The organism is uncultured Tenacibaculum sp., assembly GCF_947502995.1.
GTDB lineage: Bacteria > Bacteroidota > Bacteroidia > Flavobacteriales > Flavobacteriaceae > Polaribacter.
In genome coordinates this window covers 182,965-206,352 of the sequence record NZ_CANNBW010000003.1, presented here as the reverse complement: position 1 = coordinate 206,352, position 23,388 = coordinate 182,965, and the positions used below count along the sequence as shown (strand labels likewise).

The following is a 23,388-nucleotide window of genomic DNA, read 5'->3' as shown; positions in this document are numbered from 1 at the left end:
CAAAAACTTTCAAAAATGGAAAAAATAAAACAAAAAATAATAGTGTTATTAGGCTTTTTATTAAGTCTAATTGTTTCAGGTCAAGAACAAAACTGGTTGTCAGTTTCAGGAAATAAATTATTCGATTCAAGAGGGCAAGAAGTGCGATTAACAGGAGTAAATTGGTTCGGTTTTGAAACTCAAAACTACTTTCCGCATGGAATCTGGACACGCGATATGAAAAGTGTTTTACAACAAATAAAAGATTTAGGTTTTAATACAATTAGAGTGCCTTGGTGTAACGAAATGTTAGATCCAGGAGCAACAATTGATATTCCTTCATACGGTTCCGATGCATATACGGGTATTTCTCCTATGAATGAAGAAGAAACGAATATAACGAGTCCAATAGAGTTGTTAGATGTGTTTGTGCAATGGTGTCAAGATAATGATATGAAAATTGTTTTAGATAATCATTCCAGAGCTGCCGATGGTTTTTTAAATGAAGCATTTTGGTATACCACAGAATATTCTGAAGAGCGTTGGATCAATGATTGGATTTTTATGGCAGAGCGTTACAAGAATTTTTCTGCTGTAGTAGGAATGGATTTAAATAACGAACCTCACGGTTCTAGTTGGGGAAATAGTAATCCTTTAACAGATTGGAATAAAGCCGCAGAACGATGCGGAAATGCAATATTAAATGTAAATCCAAATGTATTAATTATTGTGGAAGGAGTTGGTGAATTCGAAGGAAACTCATATTGGTGGGGCGGACAATTAATGGGAGCAAGACAATATCCTATTCAATTAACAGATCAGAGTAAATTAATGTATTCTGCACATGAATATGGACCAGAAGTTTCACAGCAAGATTGGTTTGAGACACCAGATTTTCCTCAAAATATGCCAGGTATTTGGGAAGAAAATTATGGATATTTATATGATAATGGAACTTCTCCGCTATTTATTGGAGAATTTGGTATTAAAGAGCAGGATGCTTTTGGAGGGATAGCTTACACTTGGTTTACAGAGTTTGTAAATTTTATGGGGTCTCGTTACTCTTGGACATTTTGGAGTATGAATCCAAATTCAGGAGACACAGGTGGAATTTTACAAGACAATTGGTCTTCTGTAAACCAGTGGAAGTTAGACGTACTAACACCACATTTAGCTCCATTTATTCCAAATGTTATTAATGGTAATGGAGGCGGAGGAAATACGGCTCCCGTAGCAAATGTAACAGCTAATATAACAGCAGGAGTTGCTCCAGTAACAATTCAGTTTGATGGATCTAATTCTACAGATATAGATGGAGATACATTAATATATTCATGGAATTTTGATGATGGAAGTTCAGGCACAGGAGTAATTATAAATCACGAGTTTACTCAAGCTGGAGATTATAATGTTATACTAACTGTAAGTGATGGTAGTTTGCAAGATACAGTTGCAATTACGATCTCAGTTTCTAGTAATACGCCTCCTACAGGCTGTGAGTTTAATACACCTATAAATACAGCTTTACCATCTGTAAATACAACATTTAATCATGTATTTGTTTTAGGGAATGGTCCGGATTTAAGTAATGTAAACGATATTACAATAAATTGGGATTTAACCAATAATGGATTATGGCAATTTTCTATGAATACTAATAATGGTTCACCTTCTTGGTGGGTAGATTTCTTACCTAAAATCACACAAAGTTTTAGTCAATCGCAACCAGAAATTACAATTGCAAATTCAGGTTTTTCAGGTTTAGATGGAAGTTATTGGGTTACTTTAGATGGAGGGAACTTAGTGCTAGTGTCTAAAAATAATGGTTTTACAATTTATTGTAGCACAACAGATAGTAAGCCAAATTGTGAAACAAACGTAGTTTCTAGAAGTATAAATACAATTCCACAAACTGAGGTTTTTTCAATAGGACCAAATCCAGCTTCGGAACTAATTTCTCTATCAATTCCTGTTTATCAAAATTTAGATGCTAAAAGAGAATTACGTTTATTAAATATAAATGGCCAGGTTGTGAAATATAAAAGTTTTAATAAACAGCAAAGTATTAATATTCCAATTTCAAACTTAGCAAAAGGAATTTACTTTTTAAAAATCAATAATGAAGATTCAGGAGCTGTAACGATTCAAAAAATTATAAAAGAATAATTCAAAAAAATAATTAATGGGATTTAATTTTCATGTAAAGATAAATCGAGAATTACCTCGGTTTGTCTTTCGTGAAAAAGGTTTAAGTAGGGACAAAAAATACATTTGATTAGAAATAACCTAACAAAGTAATTAATCGAAATCATGAAACTTAAACAAAAAATAAATCTTTGGATATTCACTTATATCCAAGAGAAAATAAAACGACCTATTTGGTATTTTGCAATCATTTTTATCTCTTTAGGTGTTGCTGTAAAATCAATATTACCAATGTACGATGGTACAAAAGGTCCAGAAATGACAAAGCAAACTTGGCCTAAAGGAACTTTTCTTTCAAACTTTCCAGAAGGAGACAGAATTAACACATATCATCGTAATTATTTAATGATTAACGGACAAGCAGGAACAGGTGTTTGGGATGTGTCAAATCCAACTGCTCCAAAACGAGTTCAGTTTAGTGATGCAGCAAATAATGGTCATCGTTGGTGGAAATTAGAAGGAGATTTATTTTATCGAGAATATTCTGTGCCAGAAGTTGAAGGAACAGGGTATAAATATCTCGATTTATCTAATATGCTGGACAGGAAACCAGTAACATCTTCAGATATTTTATATACAGTACAAGATGGGCAAGCGAATTACGATAATCTAGAAACGTTTCCGCACACCATTGTCGGAAATCGAGTTTTCGACATGCGTTCTGGTCAACAAGTCGATAATATTCCAGTAAATGTTGCAGTTCCAGATGTTGTCGTAAGAGTAGGAAACTATGTGTTTTATGCACCGCAAACAGGTGCAATTAGTGTATTCGATTTCGGAGATCCAAGGAATATTAAATTTTTAGGATCTTTTGGAGGAGACATTCCGCATGAGCAATATAGCACAGGAATTCAATTGTGGAGAAATTACCTGATTTTTATGAGTGGAAATCAAGGACCAGGTGCTTTAGTTGGTTTTGATATTAGTGACCCAACAAATGTAACAAGAGGATTTAGTTTGCACTCCGATCAAATTACATTAGGAAGATATATGATTTTTCAAGACGAATTTGGTTTCTCTGGAAGATTTGACAGAGGGGTGAAATTCAATTTTGAAACTATGGAAATTGATCATGAATTTTTTCCTCCTTCAAGTGATGAAACACTTCAATTTATCGATAATCAATGGATGCCAATCGGACATATTTTAGTGGCTAGTGGAGATGATAAAACTTCAATTTTTGCACATCAAGATGAGTTAGACACAAAAGGACCTTCTGTTGGGCATCATTTTCCAGTTTCAGGAGCAATTAATCAGCCAGTAACAACTACAATTGGTTTTGTAATTAATGAAACTTTGAATGATTTAACATTAAATGATCAAACAATTCAAGTAAGTCCACTTGGAGGGAATCCAATTCAAGGAGATGTTACTACAACCTCATATCAAGTAATTAATTACGCGCCTAAAAATCCATTATTACCGAATACAACTTACGAAGTAAAGTTTGTTGAAGGCGGAATTAAAGATGCAGTTGGTAATGGAATGGAAGAGTATAGTTTCTTTTTTACTACAGGTGGTGATTCTTCAAATCAATCTCCAGAAGTAACAGGAATTACAGCTAATAAACCTTCTCCGGTAATTGAGAATACTCAGGTTGAATTTACAGCAAATGCGACAGATGCTGATGGAAATACATTAAGTTATCGTTGGGATTTTGGTGATGGAACTCCAAAAACAGAATGGACTAACAAAACGGTAAATCATGACTTTGCTGAAGCAGGAAATTATAATGTGCAAGTTCAAATTTCAGATAACAACGGAGGTTTTGTGGTGGCTTCAAAAGCTATAGTTGTTTCAGAAAACTTACCAAACACTTCTCCAACACAATCTGGACCAATTGTAGTTGATGAATCAAATAGGATTGTATGGTCTGTAAATCCAGATAATAATTCCGTTACATTAATCGATGCCGATAATTTTACTGTAATAAAAGAAGTTTCGGTAGGTAAAGATCCTATTAGTGTGGCGTTAGATGCACAACAAAATGCTTGGATTACTTGTAGAGATTCAGATGAGGTTTATATTTTAAATTCTCAAGGAATCGTTCAAGATCAAATTCAATTAAATCGAGGTGATCGACCTTACGGATTGGTATTTACTCCAGATCAAACACGTGCTTTTATTTCTGCTTTTGGTTCAGGAAAGATTATCGAAATTAATCCGTCAACAAAAGTAATTGCAAATACAATTTCAATAGGAAATACACCAAGAGCTTTAGCAATTACTGGAGATGGAAACAAAATGTTAGTCACACGTTTTATTTCACCAGATGAAGAAGGTCAAGTTTGGCAGGTAAACTTAAATACGTTAACTAAAAAAACGATTGACTTAGCATTAGATGATTTCACTGTAGATAACGGAAATGCAGCTCGCGGATTACCAAATTACATTTCAGGAGTTAGTATTCATCCTAATAATAAATCAGCTTGGTCGGTAGCAAAGAAAGATAATATTTTAAGAGGATTTGCGAGAGATGGAAAAACCTTAACTTTCGATAATGCTGTTCGAACAGCTATTTCTCCGATCAATTTAACAACAGGAAAAGAAGATTTAGGAAATAGATTAGATTTTGATAATCATGGTCAGCCTTCATCAGCTTTGTATTCTCCAACAGGAAATTATTTGTTTGTTACCATGCAAGGAAACAATAGAATTATTGTAATTGATCCGAAAACGGGTATCGAAATTTTAAAAACAGATGTAGGAAAATCTCCACAAGGTTTAGCTTTTGATAAAAATACCAACCGACTTTTTGTAAAAAACTTTATGGATCGTTCGGTTACTGTTTTAGATGCCAATACTATGGTGACCAATGGAAATCCAGTGCTAGAAAATTTAGCGACTATTAATACTGTTGGGATGGAGTTTTTAAGTGCTGAAGTATTAAAAGGGAAACAAATTTTTTATGATGCTTCTAATTTAAAAATGGGAACCGATGGTTATATCAGCTGTGCGAGTTGTCATGTTGATGGAACTCAAGATGGAAGAACTTGGGATTTCACTGATCGTGGAGAAGGGTTAAGAAATACGATTTCACTAGTTGGTCGTGCTGGAACTGCTCACGGAAGAGTACATTGGAGTGCGAATTTTGATGAGATTCAAGATTTTGAAAATGATATTCGTGCGCATTTCAAAGGTCAAGGTTTTATGACCACAGATGATTTTAACGATGGAACAACAGCCTTAACACTTGGAGATACGAAAACAGGAAAATCAGCAGATTTAGATGCTTTAACAGCTTACATAGAATCGTTAGATACTTTTGAGCCAAGCCCATATAAAAATGCAAACGGATCGTTAACTGCAGATGGAGTTGCAGGAAAAGCTATTTTCTCAGACTTAAAATGTGCTTCTTGTCATAGTGGAGAAACATTTACAGATAGCCCTTCAGGAAAATTACACGATGTGGGTACTTTAGGAACTCAAAGTGGTCAACGTCTTCAAAAAACATTACTAGGTTTAGATGTTCCTACATTAAAAGATGTTTGGGCAACAGCTCCATATTTACATGACGGTTCAGCAAAAACAATTAAAGAAGTTTTAACAACAAAGAATATTGGAGATGCACATGGAGCAGTTTCTACTTTAAGTCAAAATCAAATTGATCAGTTAGTAGCATACATTAATCAAATTGATGGCGATGAGATTAATACAGATGATACTCAAGTTTTAGAAATGGCATCACCAGTAAATGGATCTAAATTAAATACATCAGAAAAAGTAAAATTAGCTGTAAATACTAACATTGAAGGTGTAACTAAAGTTGAATATTATGTAGATAACGATTTGGTTGAAGAAGTTACTACAGCACCTTTCGAAAGTTCTTGGCAACCTATTCTATGGAAAACATACACAGTAGCGGCTAAAGTATTTTATAACAATGGAAAAACAGCTTCTATAACTCCAGAATCAAAAGTTACATTTAAGAATACAATCAACGTAATGTTTGTTGTTGGAGATAAGACAAATCTTTCCAATGAAGATCAACGTATAAAATCAAGATTAGCACAACAATTTGGCTTTTCTATTACTTTGTTTTCAGATGAAGAAGCTACGAGTCCGCAATCTGCAAATCCGTATGATTTAGTTTTAATTTCTTCTACTGTTGATCCAAGAGAACTCGGAAATGATTTAGAAGGAGCAAAAGTACCGTTATTAACTTGGAATCCTTTTATGTACAATCGTTTAAGAATGACTTCAGGATCGTTAAATACAGGCTTTGGAATTACAAACGAAGGCTTCGATCAAGTAACAATTTCAGCTCCAAATCATCCGATGGCAGCAAATGCAGGAATAACAACTGCTTTATATGATATTACACAAAGTTTACCTTTTGGAAGTCCATCAACAGAAGCTATTGTAATTGCTAAAGCAGGTACACAGCCTATTTTATTTGGTTATGAAGCAAGTGCAACTATTCCATCGAGAAGAACAGCGTTTCCGTTACGAGATCAGTTCATGCATTTATTAACGCCTCAAGGTTTAAAAATGTTTGATGCAGCTATTTTATGGACACTTCATGGAGGTGATGCAGATACGCCAATCGGACCGTTACCTGATGTATATTTTACTTCACCAACTAACGGGCAATTAGTAAACGCTCCAATTAGTATTGAATTTGAAACTGAAGGTTGGGATTTACCGTCACAACAATTTCAGTTAAGATATAGAATAGATGGACAAGATAGAGGTTTAATAACTTCGGAAGGTGTGCATGAAGACTTAACAAATTTATCTGAAGGTCCACATGAATTAACACTTCAAATGGAAAGAAGTGACAATTCGTTAACGGAACTTGGAGAAACGATAACGGTTATGGTAACCAAAGATCCAATTCCAAAAGATCCAACAGTATTAATTGAATCGCCAACAAATGGAAGTTTAGTCGGACCTAATTTTTCTATTGAATTTTCTACAATCTTGTGGGATCTTTCACCTAATGGAAGGCATGTGAAATATTCTTTAGATGGAATTGAACAGCAAGATGTGTATTCAGTTACTCCAATTCCTGTATCAAATTTAACAGAAGGCGTTCATACCATCAAGTTAGAATTGGTAGAAGCCAATGGTACACTTACAGGAGAATTTAAAGAAGTGACATTTACAGTAGATGAAAGACTAGCAAATTTACCAGATACTGATTTTAGTGTTGAGTATAGAGATAATAGTTCAGGAGCAAATTCTTCAGAATTAAAACCTGTATTTCAAATTGTAAATGGTTCTAATGAGAGTTTAGCGTTGAAAGATTTCACAATTCGTTATTGGTTTACACCAGATCATAATGTTCCTATGGTATTCAATATAGATTATTCTCAACCAAAAGGAATTACAGGACAATACGAAGCATTAGGTGCAGAAAATTATTTAGAATTAGGATTTACAACTACTTCAGGAAATATTAATGCGAACTCAAAATCAGGACAAATCGTAACAAGATTGCATCATTCTGGATTTCAATCACACAATCAGCTGAATGATTTTTCTTATGATGCAGCTAAGAATGCTTTAAGTCCACATGTTTTAGTCACGTTATATTACAAAGGACAGTTGGTTTGGGGATTAGAACCCGATGGTTCGGTTGCTGAAAATAGAGCTCCGATTGCAGATTTCACGTCTAATGTAAGTTCAGGACAAAGTCCGTTAAGTGTTCAGTTTGATGCATCAGGTTCTTACGATCTAGATGGAGATGTATTAACCTATACTTGGGATTTTGGTGATGGAAATACAGCAGTAGGAGAAATAGTTTCACATGAGTTTACACAACCTGATAACTATACAGTTGAACTTACGGTTAGTGATGGAGAAAAACAACACATAAAATCTTCGGTGATTACAGTAACAGATCAACCGATAAATAATGCTCCGATAGCTAATTTTACTACAGATGTAATCTCAGGAAATGCACCTTTATTAGTTCAGTTTGATGCTTCAAGTTCAACAGATCCAGATGGAGATGTATTAATATATACGTGGGATTTTGGCGATGGAAATACTGCAACAGGAGAAACAATTGCTTATGAATTTTTACAGCCAAATAGTTACAATGTAGTATTAACGGCAAGTGATGGTGTTTTACAAGATTCTAAAAGTATTACAATCAACGTAATTGATGATTCAAACCCGAATCCTTCAGGTTGTAGTTTTGGTACGCCAATAGCCACAAGTTTAGCATCTGTTAATAAAGCTTATGATTATGTATTTGTGTCAGGAAATGGCCCAGACTTAAGTAATATCGCAAAGTTCACTGTAAACTGGGATGCGAATGCAAATGGACTGTGGCAATTTTCAATTAATACAACTAATGGTTCTCCATCTTGGTGGAATAACTTAATACCAAGTATTACACATAATTTCAATCAAGTACAGCCAGAAATAACAATAACAGGTTCTGGTTTTACAGGTTTAGATGGAGCATATTGGGTAACCTTAGATGCTGACAACTTTGTGCTAGTTTCAAAAACAGAAGGGTTTACTTTGTATTTCAGTACAACAAATACAACACCGAACTGCGGAAGTATTGTTGCATCTAGAATTCAAAATGAACAAAGTTTAGAAACTGAAGTATTTGCAATTGGACCAAATCCAGCTTCAGAGTACATTTCAGTGACAATTCCAATATATCAGAATTTAAAAGCTAAAAGACAATTACGCTTATTCAATATGAATGGGCAGATTGTAAAACAGAAAGATTTCAATAGTCAACAGTATGTTATTTTACCTGTTGAAGATTTAGCAAAAGGGCTGTATATATTAGAAATTATAAATATTGATGAAGGAAAAATAACAACAAAAAAGATTGCTATAAAATAGAGTAATTTGGGATAGTGTTTAAAGCCAATATTGAGAAATCGATATTGGCTTTTTTTACATCAAAAAACTTAATAGTATGTTATAATATTTTTTAAACGCAACAATGTTGCAATAAAATATTTATATTGCAGTAGAGCTAAATGAATAGTTCTTAAAATCACAAAATAATTTAAAACTTATAATTAATGGTAACAAAAGAACAGGTATTAGAAGTACAGAAAAAATGGGGAGATGGTGTAGTTAAAATAGGAAGTTTAAAAGATAGCAGAACTGAATGTGAAACATTCACAAGTAATTTTATAGATGAACGCTATTCTTATCAAAATGGTCCAGTAGTATTTAAGCCTACTAAATGTGCAATAGAACAATTTAGACCAACTAAAGCTGAAGCAGTTTCTTATTTCATAGCAGGAGATGATCGTAAGTGTGATGAAGATAAAGGTTTTGCTTTACAACCTTGGGCAAAAGTTAGATTTGAAAATTCAGGAATAATTTTAGAAGAAAAAAGAGCAATTGCTATGGGGAATTATTTCTTTACTGATTTAGATGGAAATGAAGCAAAAGTAGAATATACGTTCGGATATAAATTAGAAGATGGAGAGTTGAAAATAGACGTTCATCATTCATCTTTCCCTTATAGTTTAGCACCAGTATCTTAATGCATAATTGTTTGTGTTTTGTATGTTTTACAGATTTCCTAGAGTCTGTTATAAATAATGAAAGGCTAACGAATTTAAACTATTATTGTACGTCTTTAGGAAATTCTGTTTGTTTTGCAGAGAGTTAAATTCAATATTTCTGAAAAAATATAGAAAGGAAAAACTTGATTCTTAGGAAAAAAAGTTTTTAGTCTAAATTAATTAGATAAATCTTGTTTTAAAATATTAGATAGTTCTTCTTTGGTTTTATATAACACAAAACTACCATCTTTAACATATGATATTTCTCCTGTTTCTTCAGAAACAATAACACAAACAGCATCTGTTTTTTCTGTAATTCCAATTGCAGCTCTATGGCGAAGCCCAAATCTTGAAGGAATTCTAGTATTATCTGAAACCGGTAAAATAACACGAGTTGCTATAATGTAATTATCTCTAATTATCGTTGCTCCATCATGTAATGGGCTATTTTTGTAAAAAATACTTTGAATAATTGCATCATTAATCTGTGCATTCATTTTATCTCCAGTACTCACTAAAAAGTCAAGTTTATTTGTTCGTTCTATAACTAATAAAGCTCCAGTTTTAGTTTTCGATAAAGTAACACAAGATTTAATAATAGTATCCGTGTCTGTATCTGTATTTATTTCAGATTGTAAAAATTTTAATTGATTTAAAAATCCTCTTTTATTAGTAAAGTTATTGGTTCCAACCATAAGCAAAAATTTTCTTATTTCTTGTTGAAAAACAATAATTAAAGCAATTACTCCACCAGAAAGTAAGTAACCTAAAATCCCACTAAGCATTTCCATATGAAGTGCTTGAGTAGCTTTCCAGATTAAGAAAATTACGGTGATTCCAATAACAATATTAATAGCTACAGTTCCTTTTAATAATTTGTATGTATAGTAAAGAAGTACTGCTACTAAAATGATATCTAATACATCTAAAAAAGAGAAATCTAAAAAATCTAGCATGTAATCATTTGCATTTGCGTAAATGTACTAATAATTTGGTTGTATTGCTCAGTCATCACTTTGATATATCATATGAAGAGTATTAACAAAACTTTAGAATAGAAGAAGCGTAAACTCTGAGACAGAATTTTGTATTTTCATGGAGTATAATAAAATCAAATATTTTTAATTTAAACCTTACTATTATGAAAAATCAAATTTCAAGTTTAGGAAAAGCACTTTCTAAAAACGATCAAAAAAACATTAAAGGAGGATTTTTTGGATGCCAGCCACAATTGCTTCAATGTGATTCTCACAGAGATTGTCCTCCATGTAGTAGTGGGTGTGGAATTACTGTAGATAATAATGGAACTCCATTATTTATTTCTGGTATTTGTGCATTTTAATATCAAATAGAAATAGTTGAAAAAATAAAAACCAGTTACTTTTTGTAACTGGTTTTGTTCTTTAATAAAAATATAAATTGAAATTATTTTTGAGCCATAGTAGTTTCAATATCTCCAATTAAAAGAGGATATTTACTACGAATAAATTTAATTTTGCCAAAAATTTCTTCATTCCTTGTGCGTTTAAATTCTTCTTCCATAGCAGTAAAGCTTGTGTTGTAAAGTTTTAAAGCTAGTTTATTACGAAGTTGATTATAAGCACGGTTTACGTTGTTTAAAACCTTAATATAAGTTTCGTAAGTAGCACTTCTGTCCGCAGTAATTGTAATTAAAGCTTTAGAAGGATGATCTGATAAATCTGCTCTTTTTTCACCATTACACCAATCGCAAACTTGACCATTAATGTCTTTACCACCGCCATTATCAATAAATTTCATGGCTAAATCGGTAATTTCATTAATGTTAACAAGATCGTTTCCTATTAATATTTCATTATTCATGTTAATGTTAACATCAAAAAGATTTTTCTCATGGAGTTCAATAGGAGGTGGATTATCATTTTTTTCGGCCATTTTTCTAAAAATACCTTTATCTACATCCATAGTTGTCGTGACAAGGAAAAAAATGAGTAATAAAAATGCGATGTCTGCCATTGATCCGGCATTGATTTCAGGATTAGCTCCTCTTTTCATAATTAGTAGTTTTTAAAAATTAATAAATAGTTTAAAGTTTGGCTACTAGGCAATTTTTGGTATGAAGAGGTATTAGCAAAAACGATGCCGAAGAATAGAAAAGCAAAGAAAGGAATTAGTTTAAAAACTAGTTTTTAAATGTTTAGGTATTGAATTTTATAAAACGTACTCTACGATTTTTACAGCTTCTACAGCTTCTCTTACATCGTGAACACGAAGAATATTTGTACCATTTAATAAGGCTATAGTATTAGCAGCAGTTGTTGCATTTAAAGCCTCCTGCGGAGTAATATCTAAAAGTTTGTATAACATCGATTTTCTAGATACTCCTGTTAAAATAGGAACATCTAATTTTTTAAAAAGATCAAGGTCTTTTAAAAGTTGATAGTTATGATCAATTGTTTTACCAAAACCAAAACCAACATCAATAATAACATCATTGAGTTTTAGTTGACGGAGTTCGAAAATCTTTTCAGCAAAAAAAGAAATCAAATCAGCTATGATGTTTTCATACGTAGGATTTTTTTGCATATTTTGTGGCGTACCTTGCATATGCATCAAAATATAAGGAACTTGTAATTTGGCTACTGTATTATACATTTTGTTATCCATATTTCCTCCAGAAATATCGTTGATAAGGCTAGCTCCAGCTATAATTGTTTCTTCTGCAACTTTGCTTCTAAAAGTATCAACTGAGATAGTAATTTCAGGGAAGTTTTTTAGCAACAATTCAATTATAGGAACAATACGTTTTAGCTCTTCTTCTTCTGAAATATGTTGAGCTCCAGGTCTAGAAGAATATGCGCCAACATCAATAAAAGTAGCTCCATCTGTAAGCATTTTATTTGTTTGGTTTAAAATACTTACATCACTTTTATATTTTCCTCCATCATAGAATGAATCTGGTGTAATATTTAAGATCCCCATTACTTTAGGAGAAGATAAATCGATAAGTGTGCCTTTGCAATTAATTGTCATTGATACCTTTTTACTGGTTATTGGTACAAATTTCTACGTAAAAATAACTGAAAACCTAATTGATTTGCTATTTTTACGTAGTTTTTTCTGAATATATAAAATGCATAATACCTCAGAGCAGTACGATTCGGTTGTAAATGAATGCCGAAACTTATTTATAAATAAGATGAAAGATTATGGAAGCGCATGGAGAATTTTACGTTTGCCATCGTTAACAGATCAAATTTTTATTAAAGCGCAACGTATTCGTCAGTTGCAAGAAAATGAAGTTAGAAAGGTAGATGAAGGTGAAAGATCTGAGTTTATCGGAATAATAAATTATTCTGTTATGGCTTTAGTTCAACTAGATTTAGGAGTTGTAGAACAGCCAGATTTATCTACAGAAGAAGCAACTGTCTTGTACGATAAGTATGTTAAAATAACGAAGGAATTAATGGAGAAGAAAAACCATGATTATGGTGAAGCGTGGCGAGATATGCGAGTTTCTTCTTTAACAGATTTAATTTTACAAAAATTATTACGAGTAAAACAAATAGAAGATAATAAAGGTAAAACATTAGTTTCTGAAGGAATTGATGCAAATTATCAGGATATGATAAATTATGCTGTATTTGCGATGATTCACTTTAATGAGGCGACATCATAAAATCCCTATAATCATGTTAAAAATACTTACACACATTTCAAGAGTTCTTGTTGGATTATTATTTATTTATTCTGGATTTGTAAAATTAGTAGACCCTGTAGGTTCTAAATACAAGTTCGAAGAATACTTTAGTGCAGATGTATTAAATCTTGAGTTTTTAATACCTGTTGCTTTAGCTTTTTCAATATTATTAATCATAACAGAATTAGTTTTGGGTGTAATGCTTTTAGTAGGTTATAAATCTAAAATTACTGTTTGGAGTTTATTTGGGATTAACTTAATCTTCTTGTTTTTAACATGGTATTCTTATGCGTATAACAAAGTAACAGATTGTGGCTGTTTTGGTGATGCTATTAAGTTAACACCTAAAGAAACGTTTTATAAGAATATCATTTTTATGATATTTATCGTAATCTTAATTGTAGGAGTGAAATATATAAAGCCTCTAATTTCAGATAAGATAGCTTCTTATGCTACAGTTGGAGCTTTAGTGATTTCTTCATTCATAGCATATTACGTGTTACAACATTTACCAATCATAGACTTTAGAGCTTATGCTATTGGAACTAATATTCAAGAAGGAATGGCATTTGGACCTAACGGTGAAGATCCTAAAATTCATGACTTTGAAATTAGTACTTCAGAAGGAGATATGTTAGAAGAGATGCTTAGTAAAGATAAAGCAATGCTTATTCTAATGACAACTCTTGAAAAAGTTAATAAAGAAGGTTTAAAAGCTGTTTCTGAAACTGCTGCTAAAGCAAAACAAAACGGATATGAAATTTACGTGTTAACTTCAGATATAATGATGGCTGATGTTATTTATGAAGATAACACTGAAAAACTAGATGCTTTTACTAAAGAATATAACTTACCTTATACTTTTGGTAGTTGTGATGAGAAAGCAATTAAAACTGCAATTAGAGCTAACCCGGGTATTATTACTGTAGAAAAAGGAGTGATAAAAAATAAGAAGAAGTGGAGAGACGCAGATGAAATAAAGTTTTAATTATCAGTTTAATTCCTATATTTAGGAACTGTTAATCAAAACTTTATACTATGAAAGTCTTAAAATACATCTTGTTACTTATACTAACTTTGGTGTTAATTGGTTTGCTGTATGTTACAGTTCAACCATCAGATTATGATGTAAATCGATCTAAAGTTATTAATCAACCAGTTAGTAAAATTTTCAATACAGTTAACGACCTTAAAACTTGGGAAAAATGGGGTCCTTGGCATGATGAAGATTCAACCATAGTAGTAACTTATGGAGAAAAAACTGTTGGAGTTGGAGCAAGTGATAGTTGGACTAGTAAAGATGGTCCAGGAAGTATGAAAACAATTGCTTTAGAGTCGAACAAATCAATTACACAAGAAATTAAGTTTGGAGATAATGAACCTGGAGAAATTCTTTGGAATTTTGAAGAGATAAAGGATGGTACCAAGGTAACTTGGACTATGAAAGATGATAAAGCACCATTTATTTTTAAAATATTTTCTGCAATTAGTGGAGGTTGGGATAGTATGTTAGGTCCTATGTTAGAAAATGGATTAAATAATTTAGATGAAGTAGTTACATTAACACCAGATCCTTTCCGTTTAGGAGAAATTAGAACTATAGAGCATGAAGATAAATCATTCATTGGTTATCATTATAAATTGAAGATTGATCAAGATGCTATGGAAAAAGCTTTTATGGAAGCATTACCGAAAGCAGGAATGTATGCTGCTAAGTCAGGTTTAAAGGAAGGAGATTACGTTCCTGGTGGTTTATATCACAAATGGGATGAAAAAACAGGAGAAGCAGATTTTCATATTGGTTTATTATTAAATAAAGATATTCCTGCGGCTGATGGAATGGATAAAATTACAGTCTCTGGAGGGAAATATGTGACATTAACCAAATGTGGAGCTTACGGAATTGGTGATGTAGAAGCACATAACAAAATAGGAAGTTACATTAAAGATAATAAGTTAACACCTAAATTTCCACTTTATGAATTGTATGTTAATGATCCTTCTAAAGTAAAAGAGCATGACATACAAACAGATATTTATTATTTAGTAGAATAAAAGATCTTAAAATAAATAGAAGAAGAACCTCACAAAAATGTGAGGTTTTCTTATTTTCGTGATTCATGAAACAGTTATTCTTAGTATTTATTGGAGGAGGTTTTGGAAGTGTTTTACGATTTCTTTTAGGTAAAGCTTTAAATAATTCAGAAACAGGTATTCCTTTAGGTACTTTTTTAGCTAATATTTTAGGAAGTTTACTTATAGGTTTTATTTTAGGTTTAGCTGCAAAAAATGAAATATTAACTCAAAATCACTCATTATTATTAGCCACTGGTTTTTGTGGGGGATTCACAACATTTTCAACTTTCGCTTATGAAAATCATGTGTTTTTAAAATCAGGAGACTTTACGTCTTTTGCGTTATATACGATAGCTAGTTTCGTGTTAGGCTTTTTAGCTGTGTTTTTAGGAATTTATTTAATAAAATATATCATATGAGTAATGTAGTACACTATAGTACAGAAGCAAATTATGCGATTTTAAAAATTGCAAATGGAAAAGTAAATGCGATTTCTCATGAAGTTATCGATGAGTTAAATACTTATTTAGATAAAGCAGAACAAGAAGAAAGAGTAGTTATTATTGCTGGGCAAGATGGTATTTTATCTGGTGGTTTTGATTTAAAAATAATGACTAAATCTCCTGATGCTGCAAAAGAATTGGTAACTAAAGGTTCTAAACTTTCACTTCGATTATTATCTTTTCCTTATCCTGTTATTGTAGCTTGTGGAGGTCATGCAGTAGCAAAAGGAGCTTTCTTATTATTATCTGCTGATTATAGATTAGGAGTTGCCGGGGATTTTAAAATCGGATTAAATGAAGTAATGATCGGAATGACAATGCACAACGCTGGTGTTGAAATTGCAAGGGGAAAATTAACTCCAGTGTATTTCCAAAGAAGTGTAGCTAATGCAGAAATGTATAATCCTGAAGATGCTGTAGTAGCTGGATTCTTAGATAAAATTGTGCCTCAAGAACATTTATTACCAACATCAACTAAAGTGGCGCAAATGTTCGGACAACTAAATAAAAAAGCACACAGAGATACGAAACTAAAAGTTCGTAAAGAAACTTTAGAAAGATTAGAGAAAGCCATAGAAGAAGATATCGCTCAAGAATTATCTTTTGATGCTTAAAAAATAAACCCCACTTTTTAAAAAGTGGGGTTTTTATGTGTCAGATGGTTTATCCTCTACATCCTCGAATTATTCCGAATAAATAATCGTCAGCAGCTTCTCTGTATTCATCACCACATTCACTATCAAAAGGATTAGTACTACTTCCATTTACACGGCCACATCTATCATGATCTAAACAATCTTTCGTCCAAGCACTAGCAATAGTAAAAAATGAACCACAACCAGATCCACAACGACCAATACAGCGTTCACCATTTACTAAAATAGATTCACGAATATTTCCACGGTCGTCATCATATTCTGCAGTTACAAAAGTGTTTTTTCTAATACAAGTAATTCCTTCGTCTCTATTTTTTAATGTTTGATCTTCATTTATTTGAGAAGTAACACGTGTTTTTTTATGTGGGTATCCTGTTGGAGATTTTGCCCAATATTCTAATAAACGTAATAAAGTGTATTCAGCCATTGAAAATTGATCTGTAGTTTCTCCTTTAAATAAATATTTAGAAATCTCTTTTCCTAAATCCAATAAAGTTTCTTTTTGATCTAAAGTCAATACAGCATCTTTTCCATCAAAATCTATAGATTGATCTTGATAGTTTATAGAAGCTTCCAATGTAAGATGATCGATTAATACAGTTACAGTAAAAACAAATTCATTTGTAGCAACAACTTTATAGTTTACTAAATGCTTACTGATTGTTTTTTCACCAGAGAAAATTTGTTCTTCTTGTTGCTCTAGTCCAATTGCTTCTGCTTCTGGAGTGTTGTTTTCATTATTACAGCTTATCATAAAAAGTGTTGATAAGATTGTAAAAGCTAAAAGTTTGAAATGTTTTTTCATGAGTTTAAATTTTGAGGTTAATAGGATCAAAACTACTTTCACAATGTGATGAAAAAACATGCTGATTATTAAATATGTATTAAGATAAAAACAGTTGTATTTGAAGGTTTTTTAAATGTATTTTTATGTGAATCAATAGTTTGTGAAGTCTGTTGAAGAGAAGAATACTTAACAATAATATGAAATATTGTTTATAGAAAAATAACGATTTAGTTAATCTGTTATTTTAAGTTTTTCAAGTTGATAGATTAATGATAAAGAAGGAGTAGTTAGCTCTTGTTCACTATTATAAAACTTCCACTTTTTCGTGTCAATTTTAGAGTATTTATAAGGAAAAGAACAACCTCCATAACTTCTAATTGTATCTGTGAAAACATCAAATGTTCCTTCAGCAACCAATTGCTTTTCTTTGTTTAAGAATTTCCAATCTCCTTTTTTATACCAGTATTTTACAGAATCAGGTACAATTCCACAAAAAAAATAAGTATCTTTTTTAAATTGTCCAATTCCATAAAAATCTCCAAACTTTTTATATTCATTAGCTTCACTACCAAGAAAATTTAAAGAAAAAACTTCTTCGTAATGAATGTCTTTAATAAGTTTTACATGTTTGTTTTCCTTAGTTAAATATTCAATTCCTATTTTTTCATAATTAAGACTAAGTTTAAAACTATCACTTATAATCGTATATTCTGGTTGAAAGTTAATGTTGTCAGTAATTTTCAAACTATCTAATTGTGAGATATATTTTTCTAACTCTTTATAGGATTTAGAGTTTTTCAGAATTATCATATTATTTTTTATACCTCTCTGTTCTAAACTGAAAGAATAAATTTCTAAATTCTCTTTTGGAAGTTTTAGTTGTATATATTCATCTTTTTTACAAGATGTTAAGAAATACAGACAAATAATTAAAAGTGTATATCGATAGAATTTCATAAACTATTTTTTATAATCCATCACTCCGGCTTCAATTGCAATAGCTAAAGAATTATTTCTTGGCGTAATCGGACAAGAATAGAGCTTATTGTACGCACAATAAGGATTATAAGCTTTATTGAAATCTATAGTAACCGTTCCATCTTCTTTAATATCTGTAGTTAAAACATCAATAAAACGACCACCACCATAAGAACCTTTTCCATTAGTTTCATCTAAAAAAGGAAGAAATAAGTGGTTTTTATAATCAATTCTTGGGTTTGGATCTTTGTAAATATCTAATTCAAAGTCTTTCCCATCTATTGAAAATTGAATAACACCGTACTTTTTATATTTTACAGTTTCCGAAGTGGTTGTAGGAAAGTTAAACACTTTTCCGTTTGGAGTTTTAGTTAATTTCGCTGAAACTTTAAATTTCTCATTAATAGGGAAAAAAGCTAAACCTTTAAATTTTCGTAAACCACTTTTAGTTAAAGGAGAAGTTGAAGCATCTTTAAATTTAGTGTTCATTTTACGTTGAAATTCAGATTTTCCTAAAGGTTTTCTTTTTCCAGAATCACAAGATATAATTAGTATACATAAGAAAAGAAATGTAATAACTTTCTTCATAAATAAGTGCTAATAAAATAAGTTGAATTAATTAAATCGAAATTTACGTTCTTCTTCAGTTAAAAAACTTAAAGAACCACTACTGTATGTAGAGCCAAAAGTTCTTACGCCAGAATATACTTGAGAAAGTGCATCAATTATTTGATGTTCTGTTAACTCTTTTAGCGGATGAATAAAAGCCGCCCACAGAATGTCGTCAGAAATAGCATAACGAATATCTAATGTTGTATGAAAATTAGCTTCCATACATTTTTTTAATTGTGTATCTGTTAGGTCGTTTGCTTCAGAAATTGGAGCTATAATTCGCATTCTGTTATGAAGCTTATCTGTTAAACACATAAAAGCAATCTCATTAATTTGAAAATTCCAATATCCTTCATTTCCTTCTATTTCATCTGCATAATGTTTTAGAATGCTAAAGAGTTTTTCATTGTTCATAACGTAGTAGATTTTGGTTAGTACCATAATAAATTATGACAGTAACGAAATTACTCGAAATAGAATTAAAAACAAAATAAGTGTTTCATATACAACCTATTTATTTTTTGTCTATGTTTGTAAAGTAATTAAAAAGTAAACATGAAAAACATTTGTACATATAAGCAGTGGACGTCGGTTGTAAGACCACCGTCATGTCGGGCTATTTATGTGTAAATGTTATATCAATATAGGAATATACAATTGCAAAAGTCCGGCTATTTAGCCGGACTTTTTATTTTTTATCATGTCAACTTAAAACAAACAATTATGGAAAAGTTAATTAAAAATTACTTAGCAACTTTCAAAGGGCTCTCTAAAGAGGTTTGGTGGTTGTCTTTAATTACGCTTATCAACAGAGCAGGAACAATGGTAATTCCATTTTTATCATTGTATTTAAAAGAAGGCTTAGGTTTTTCATTTTCTGATGTAGGACTAATTATGGTTTTTTTCGGGCTAGGTTCTGTGGCAGGATCTAGATTAGGTGGGTATTTAACCGATAAAATTGGGTATTACAAAGTAATGCAGGTGAGTTTATTTTTAACCGGTGTTTTATTTGTATTGCTGCAATATGTAACAACGCTTTTTGGATTTTGTGTTTCAATTTTTGTGTTAATGACAGTAGCAGATACGTTTCGCCCAGCAATGTTCGTAGCTTTAAGTTCATATAGTAAACCAGAAAATAAAACAAGGTCGGTAACATTAATACGTTTAGCAATTAATTTAGGGTTTTCTGCTGGTCCAGCACTTGGTGGTCTAATTATTACAACATTAGGATATCAAGGATTATTTTGGGTAGATGGTGTTACTTGTGTTTTAGCTACAGTTTTATTAGTGAATGTTTTACATCCTAAAAAGGCAAGAGTATTGGATAAAATAGAGAATGAAAATCCGGTTTCTGTTTATTCAGATAAACTATTTTGGATTTTCTTTGTAGCTATGGCATTATTTGGAGTTGTGTTTTTGCAATACTTCTCTACAATTCCTTTGTATTATAGAGATGTACATCATTTGTCAGAATTAGAAATAGGTTTATTATTAGGAGCGAATGGTTTTATTATTTTCTTATTAGAAATGCCTTTGGTAACCTGGTTGGAAGAATCTAAACAAACCAAAATAGCATTAATGTTCGGAGGAGGAATTTTAGTAACCTTAAGTTTTATTGTGTTGAATATGACTAGCTGGGTTGGAATTTTACTAGTTGGAATGTTTTTAATGACGATTGGCGAAATGATAATGTTTCCCTTTTCTAATGCTTACGCAATGGAAAGAGCGAAAAAAGGAAATCAAGGACAATACATGTCTTGGTATGCTATTTCATTTTCTTTAGCTCATGTTTTTGGTCATTTCTCTGGAATGCATTTAGTTGATAAAATTGGTTTTGATAATACTTGGTATATCATATTTGGTTTGTCTTTACTAAGTGGAGTGTTTTTATTGATATTACATTATAAAACAAAGCAAGTAGAAAAAGCATAGAAGATTGACAATTCTTGTGAAATAAAATTATTTGGGGATTATAATTTTTACATAAAAAAGTAGTTATTGTATGTAATTAACCAAATCCCCAAATAATAATGAAAAAAATTACACTTCTTTGTTTATTGTCTATTGTATCAGTTTTTTCTCAAAATTCTAATATTCAATTTGAAAATATAGCTTATCCTTTTGGAGATATGCCTACTAATGTGCAAACTTCAGATCTACGAGATGCGTATATTCAATGGAAGAATGCTTTTGTAGATACCAACTGTACTAATGGAAGAGCAAGAGTAAAATTCGATGATCCTAATTTTACGGTTTCTGAAGGAATTGCATACGGAATGTTATTGTCTGCTTATGCAAATGATAAAGAACTTTTTGATGGTTTATGGAAATACTATCAAAGTCATACTAATGCTAATGGAGTTATGCATTGGAAAATTGAAGGCTGTAATACTGTAAATGGTCAAAATGGAGCAACTGATGCTGAGTTAGATGTTGCAATAGCACTTATAGTAGCAGGAAACCGTTTTGGTAATACTAGCGGAATCGATTATCACGAAGATGCAAAAGATTTAATTGCTATAATGAAACAGCATGAAGTTGAAGCGAATTCATATGTTTTAAAGCCTGGTGATGCTTGGGGTGGTTCTAATAATACAAATCCATCTTATTTTGCTCCAGGGTATTTCAGAGTATATGGAGAATTCACAAATGATGTTCAATTTTGGAATAATGTTACAACCAAAACATATGAAATTTTAAATGCAAATTTATCTGTAAATAATGCAGTAGATTGCTTGGTTTCAGATTGGTGTAAGGCAGACGGATCATATTCCGATATTGTTCCTTGGGCGTTTAATTCTGGGAAATCTTTTTACTATGATGCAGCTAGAACTCCTTGGAGAATTGCAACAGATTTTCTTTGGTATGGAAAAACAGAAGCTTCAGATTATTTGAAAAAATGCGAGAACTTTGTAAATAGAGTAGGAGGAATTGATAATATTACTGCAGGATATAATCAAAATGGAACTCAAATACACACATTTAAAGACCCTACTTACACAGGTTCTTTTGCTGCTTCTTTAATGAATTCTGGACAAAGTACTGTAGATAATGCTTACACAACTACTAAAAACTTAACATCAACAGCTTATTTTGCAACTACTTTACGAGTGTTGTATATGTTTACTTTATCTGGAAATTTATTTAATCCAGTTTCTGGTGTCCTAAGTACAGAAGAAGTTACGCAAGAAAAAAAGAATGTAATTGTATATCCAAACCCAACTACAAATGAATTACGATTAGTAAATTTTAAGTTAGGGAATAAAGTTAAGATATATAATATGTTAGGTAAAGTGATCATGACAACAGATGTAAAGAATTCTAATATGGAAATGGTAAATGTTTCTCAACTTCCTTCAGGAATTTATTTTATCAATAGCAATGGAGTTAAAATAAAATTTATCAAAAAATAATTGATATAAATTTTATAATGGTGACTTATTTTTTGTGATAAGTATAGTATTTTTGAAAGTGAAAATTCAATATAAATATGAATATACAAGACGCACAAAAACAAGTAGATGATTGGATTAAAAATCACGGTGTTCGTTATTTTAATGAGTTAACAAATATGGCTCAGCTTACTGAAGAAGTAGGAGAGGTAGCTAGAATTATTGCTCGCAGATATGGAGAACAAAGTGAAAAGGAAAGTGATAAACAAAAAGATCTAGGTGAAGAGTTAGCAGATGTGGTTTTTGTAGTATTGTGTTTGGCGAATCAAACAGGAGTTAATTTACAAGAAGCATTTGATAAGAAATTAGATATCAAAACTAAACGAGATCACGATCGTCATCATAATAATGAAAAACTAAAATAATGGGAGCTATAGAGAAGTTAAAGAACCCTTTATTTTGGAAAAATGTAGTTAAAGTAGCTATTCCTTTTTTCATTTTTGTAATTATTTTTTCATTGCTTTTCTATAATGGAAAATTAGTGTTTTCAGGAGATTTCGATGCGGTATTCGAAAAAGAGTTTAAAAATGGAAAATGGATCAATTTTTTAGTGCCAAGGCTTATTATAAGTTTTGGATATGGTATGTATACTACGATGAAAAAAATGAAATAAACTTTCAAAAAAATAGAGATAATTTAAATAAGCAGAGTCAAAAGGCTCTGCTTTTGTTTTACCGATATTTTTTAGTAAAAAAAACAATTATTATAATAAAAGTTGTCTTTTAAGTGTTTTTATTTTTAATTATTTATTGATTTTAACTTAATATTTTAAATTAAATATAAATTAAAGGTTAAAAAAATAGATAACACTTTAATAATAGCCTATTATTTTGATAGAGTATTAATTTGCTAATAAATTAGCTGTTTTAATGAGAATAATTCATTGTTTTTGTATTTTTGGTGACCAAATTTTTAAAAATTAAGAAAATATTAAAAGTATTTTCTAATAAAATTAACCCGCTAAAAAC

20 protein-coding genes are annotated in these 23,388 nt (G+C 31.1%); 13 read left to right on the top strand and 7 right to left on the bottom strand.

Features of this window, described 5'->3' with window-relative positions; translation table 11 throughout:
* Positions 1–15: 15 nt before the first annotated feature.
* The 3 genes from Q1A46_RS03700 (at position 16) to Q1A46_RS03690 (ending at position 9,656) form a co-directional block, all read left to right on the top strand.
* A complete protein-coding gene (locus Q1A46_RS03700) occupies positions 16–2,145 on the top strand; it encodes a cellulase family glycosylhydrolase (protein ID WP_299674075.1) in 2,130 nt (709 codons plus the stop codon).
* 144 nt (positions 2,146–2,289) lie between these two features.
* The gene (locus tag Q1A46_RS03695) at positions 2,290–8,997 is read left to right on the top strand and encodes a PKD domain-containing protein (protein WP_299674073.1); all 6,708 of its coding nucleotides are present in this window, start codon (positions 2,290–2,292) and stop codon (positions 8,995–8,997) included.
* A gap of 185 nt (positions 8,998–9,182) precedes the next feature.
* Positions 9,183–9,656 carry a hypothetical protein gene (locus tag Q1A46_RS03690; RefSeq protein ID WP_299674071.1) on the top strand — a complete coding sequence of 158 codons (474 nt, stop codon included), beginning with the start codon at positions 9,183–9,185 and terminating at the stop codon, positions 9,654–9,656.
* A 197-nt stretch (positions 9,657–9,853) separates the two neighbouring features.
* On the opposite strand, the gene cdaA is transcribed toward Q1A46_RS03690, so the two are convergent.
* The gene (gene cdaA, locus Q1A46_RS03685) at positions 9,854–10,633 is read right to left on the bottom strand and encodes a diadenylate cyclase CdaA (protein WP_299674069.1); all 780 of its coding nucleotides are present in this window, start codon (positions 10,631–10,633) and stop codon (positions 9,854–9,856) included.
* A gap of 185 nt (positions 10,634–10,818) precedes the next feature.
* On the opposite strand from cdaA, the gene Q1A46_RS03680 reads away from it, so the two are divergent.
* On the top strand, positions 10,819–11,019 hold the full coding sequence (locus tag Q1A46_RS03680) for a hypothetical protein (protein ID WP_299674067.1): 201 nt from the start codon (positions 10,819–10,821) through the stop codon (positions 11,017–11,019).
* Between the two features lie 83 nt (positions 11,020–11,102).
* Here the strand turns inward: Q1A46_RS03680 and Q1A46_RS03675 are convergent, their stop codons facing one another.
* Together Q1A46_RS03675 and folP are read right to left on the bottom strand one after the other, a co-directional pair.
* Positions 11,103–11,711, bottom strand: coding sequence for a biopolymer transporter ExbD (locus Q1A46_RS03675; RefSeq protein ID WP_299674065.1), 609 nt, complete (start codon positions 11,709–11,711; stop codon positions 11,103–11,105).
* A gap of 156 nt (positions 11,712–11,867) precedes the next feature.
* A complete protein-coding gene (folP, locus tag Q1A46_RS03670; protein WP_299674063.1) occupies positions 11,868–12,689 on the bottom strand; it encodes a dihydropteroate synthase in 822 nt (273 codons plus the stop codon).
* A 100-nt stretch (positions 12,690–12,789) separates the two neighbouring features.
* Between folP and Q1A46_RS03665 the strand changes: the two genes are divergently transcribed.
* The 5 genes from Q1A46_RS03665 to Q1A46_RS03645 all read left to right on the top strand — a co-directional run bounded on the left by Q1A46_RS03665 (position 12,790) and on the right by Q1A46_RS03645 (position 16,549).
* Positions 12,790–13,335, top strand: coding sequence for a DUF1599 domain-containing protein (locus tag Q1A46_RS03665; protein ID WP_299674061.1), 546 nt, complete (start codon positions 12,790–12,792; stop codon positions 13,333–13,335).
* Between the two features lie 13 nt (positions 13,336–13,348).
* Complete coding sequence (locus Q1A46_RS03660) at positions 13,349–14,344, top strand: DoxX family protein (RefSeq protein ID WP_299674059.1); 996 nt, start codon at positions 13,349–13,351, stop codon at positions 14,342–14,344.
* 50 nt (positions 14,345–14,394) lie between these two features.
* Entirely contained in the window at positions 14,395–15,411 is a 1,017-nt protein-coding gene (locus tag Q1A46_RS03655; RefSeq protein ID WP_299674057.1) for a GyrI-like domain-containing protein, read from the top strand.
* Between the two features lie 65 nt (positions 15,412–15,476).
* Positions 15,477–15,851: a fluoride efflux transporter CrcB gene (gene crcB, locus Q1A46_RS03650; protein WP_299674055.1), complete on the top strand. Its 375-nt coding sequence runs from the start codon at positions 15,477–15,479 to the stop codon at positions 15,849–15,851.
* Positions 15,848–16,549: a crotonase/enoyl-CoA hydratase family protein gene (locus tag Q1A46_RS03645; RefSeq protein WP_299674053.1), complete on the top strand. Its 702-nt coding sequence runs from the start codon at positions 15,848–15,850 to the stop codon at positions 16,547–16,549. The genes crcB and Q1A46_RS03645 overlap by 4 nt, the downstream gene beginning before the upstream one ends.
* Positions 16,550–16,598: 49 nt before the next feature.
* Here the strand turns inward: Q1A46_RS03645 and Q1A46_RS03640 are convergent, their stop codons facing one another.
* The 4 genes from Q1A46_RS03640 to Q1A46_RS03625 form a co-directional block, all read right to left on the bottom strand.
* On the bottom strand, positions 16,599–17,396 hold the full coding sequence (locus Q1A46_RS03640) for a hypothetical protein (protein ID WP_299674051.1): 798 nt from the start codon (positions 17,394–17,396) through the stop codon (positions 16,599–16,601).
* 213 nt (positions 17,397–17,609) lie between these two features.
* Positions 17,610–18,335, bottom strand: a complete 726-nt coding sequence (locus Q1A46_RS03635) for a hypothetical protein (protein ID WP_299674049.1) — start codon at positions 18,333–18,335, stop codon at positions 17,610–17,612.
* 3 nt (positions 18,336–18,338) lie between these two features.
* Positions 18,339–18,944 (bottom strand): DUF1684 domain-containing protein, encoded by a 606-nt coding sequence (locus Q1A46_RS03630; RefSeq protein WP_299674047.1) that lies wholly within the window; start codon positions 18,942–18,944, stop codon positions 18,339–18,341.
* Positions 18,945–18,971: 27 nt separating this feature from the next.
* Positions 18,972–19,382, bottom strand: coding sequence for a hypothetical protein (locus Q1A46_RS03625; protein ID WP_299674045.1), 411 nt, complete (start codon positions 19,380–19,382; stop codon positions 18,972–18,974).
* Positions 19,383–19,691: 309 nt separating this feature from the next.
* Here Q1A46_RS03625 and Q1A46_RS03620 point away from each other — a divergent pair, with 309 nt between their 5' ends.
* The 4 genes from Q1A46_RS03620 to Q1A46_RS03605 all read left to right on the top strand — a co-directional run bounded on the left by Q1A46_RS03620 (position 19,692) and on the right by Q1A46_RS03605 (position 23,033).
* Positions 19,692–20,900, top strand: a complete 1,209-nt coding sequence (locus Q1A46_RS03620) for an MFS transporter (protein WP_299674043.1) — start codon at positions 19,692–19,694, stop codon at positions 20,898–20,900.
* Positions 20,901–20,998: 98 nt separating this feature from the next.
* The gene (locus Q1A46_RS03615) at positions 20,999–22,381 is read left to right on the top strand and encodes a glycosyl hydrolase family 8 (protein WP_299674041.1); all 1,383 of its coding nucleotides are present in this window, start codon (positions 20,999–21,001) and stop codon (positions 22,379–22,381) included.
* A gap of 77 nt (positions 22,382–22,458) precedes the next feature.
* Positions 22,459–22,785, top strand: coding sequence for a nucleotide pyrophosphohydrolase (locus Q1A46_RS03610; RefSeq protein ID WP_299109156.1), 327 nt, complete (start codon positions 22,459–22,461; stop codon positions 22,783–22,785).
* Complete coding sequence (locus tag Q1A46_RS03605) at positions 22,785–23,033, top strand: hypothetical protein (protein ID WP_299674039.1); 249 nt, start codon at positions 22,785–22,787, stop codon at positions 23,031–23,033. The genes Q1A46_RS03610 and Q1A46_RS03605 overlap by 1 nt, the downstream gene beginning before the upstream one ends.
* The last annotated feature ends 355 nt before the right edge of the window (positions 23,034–23,388 follow it).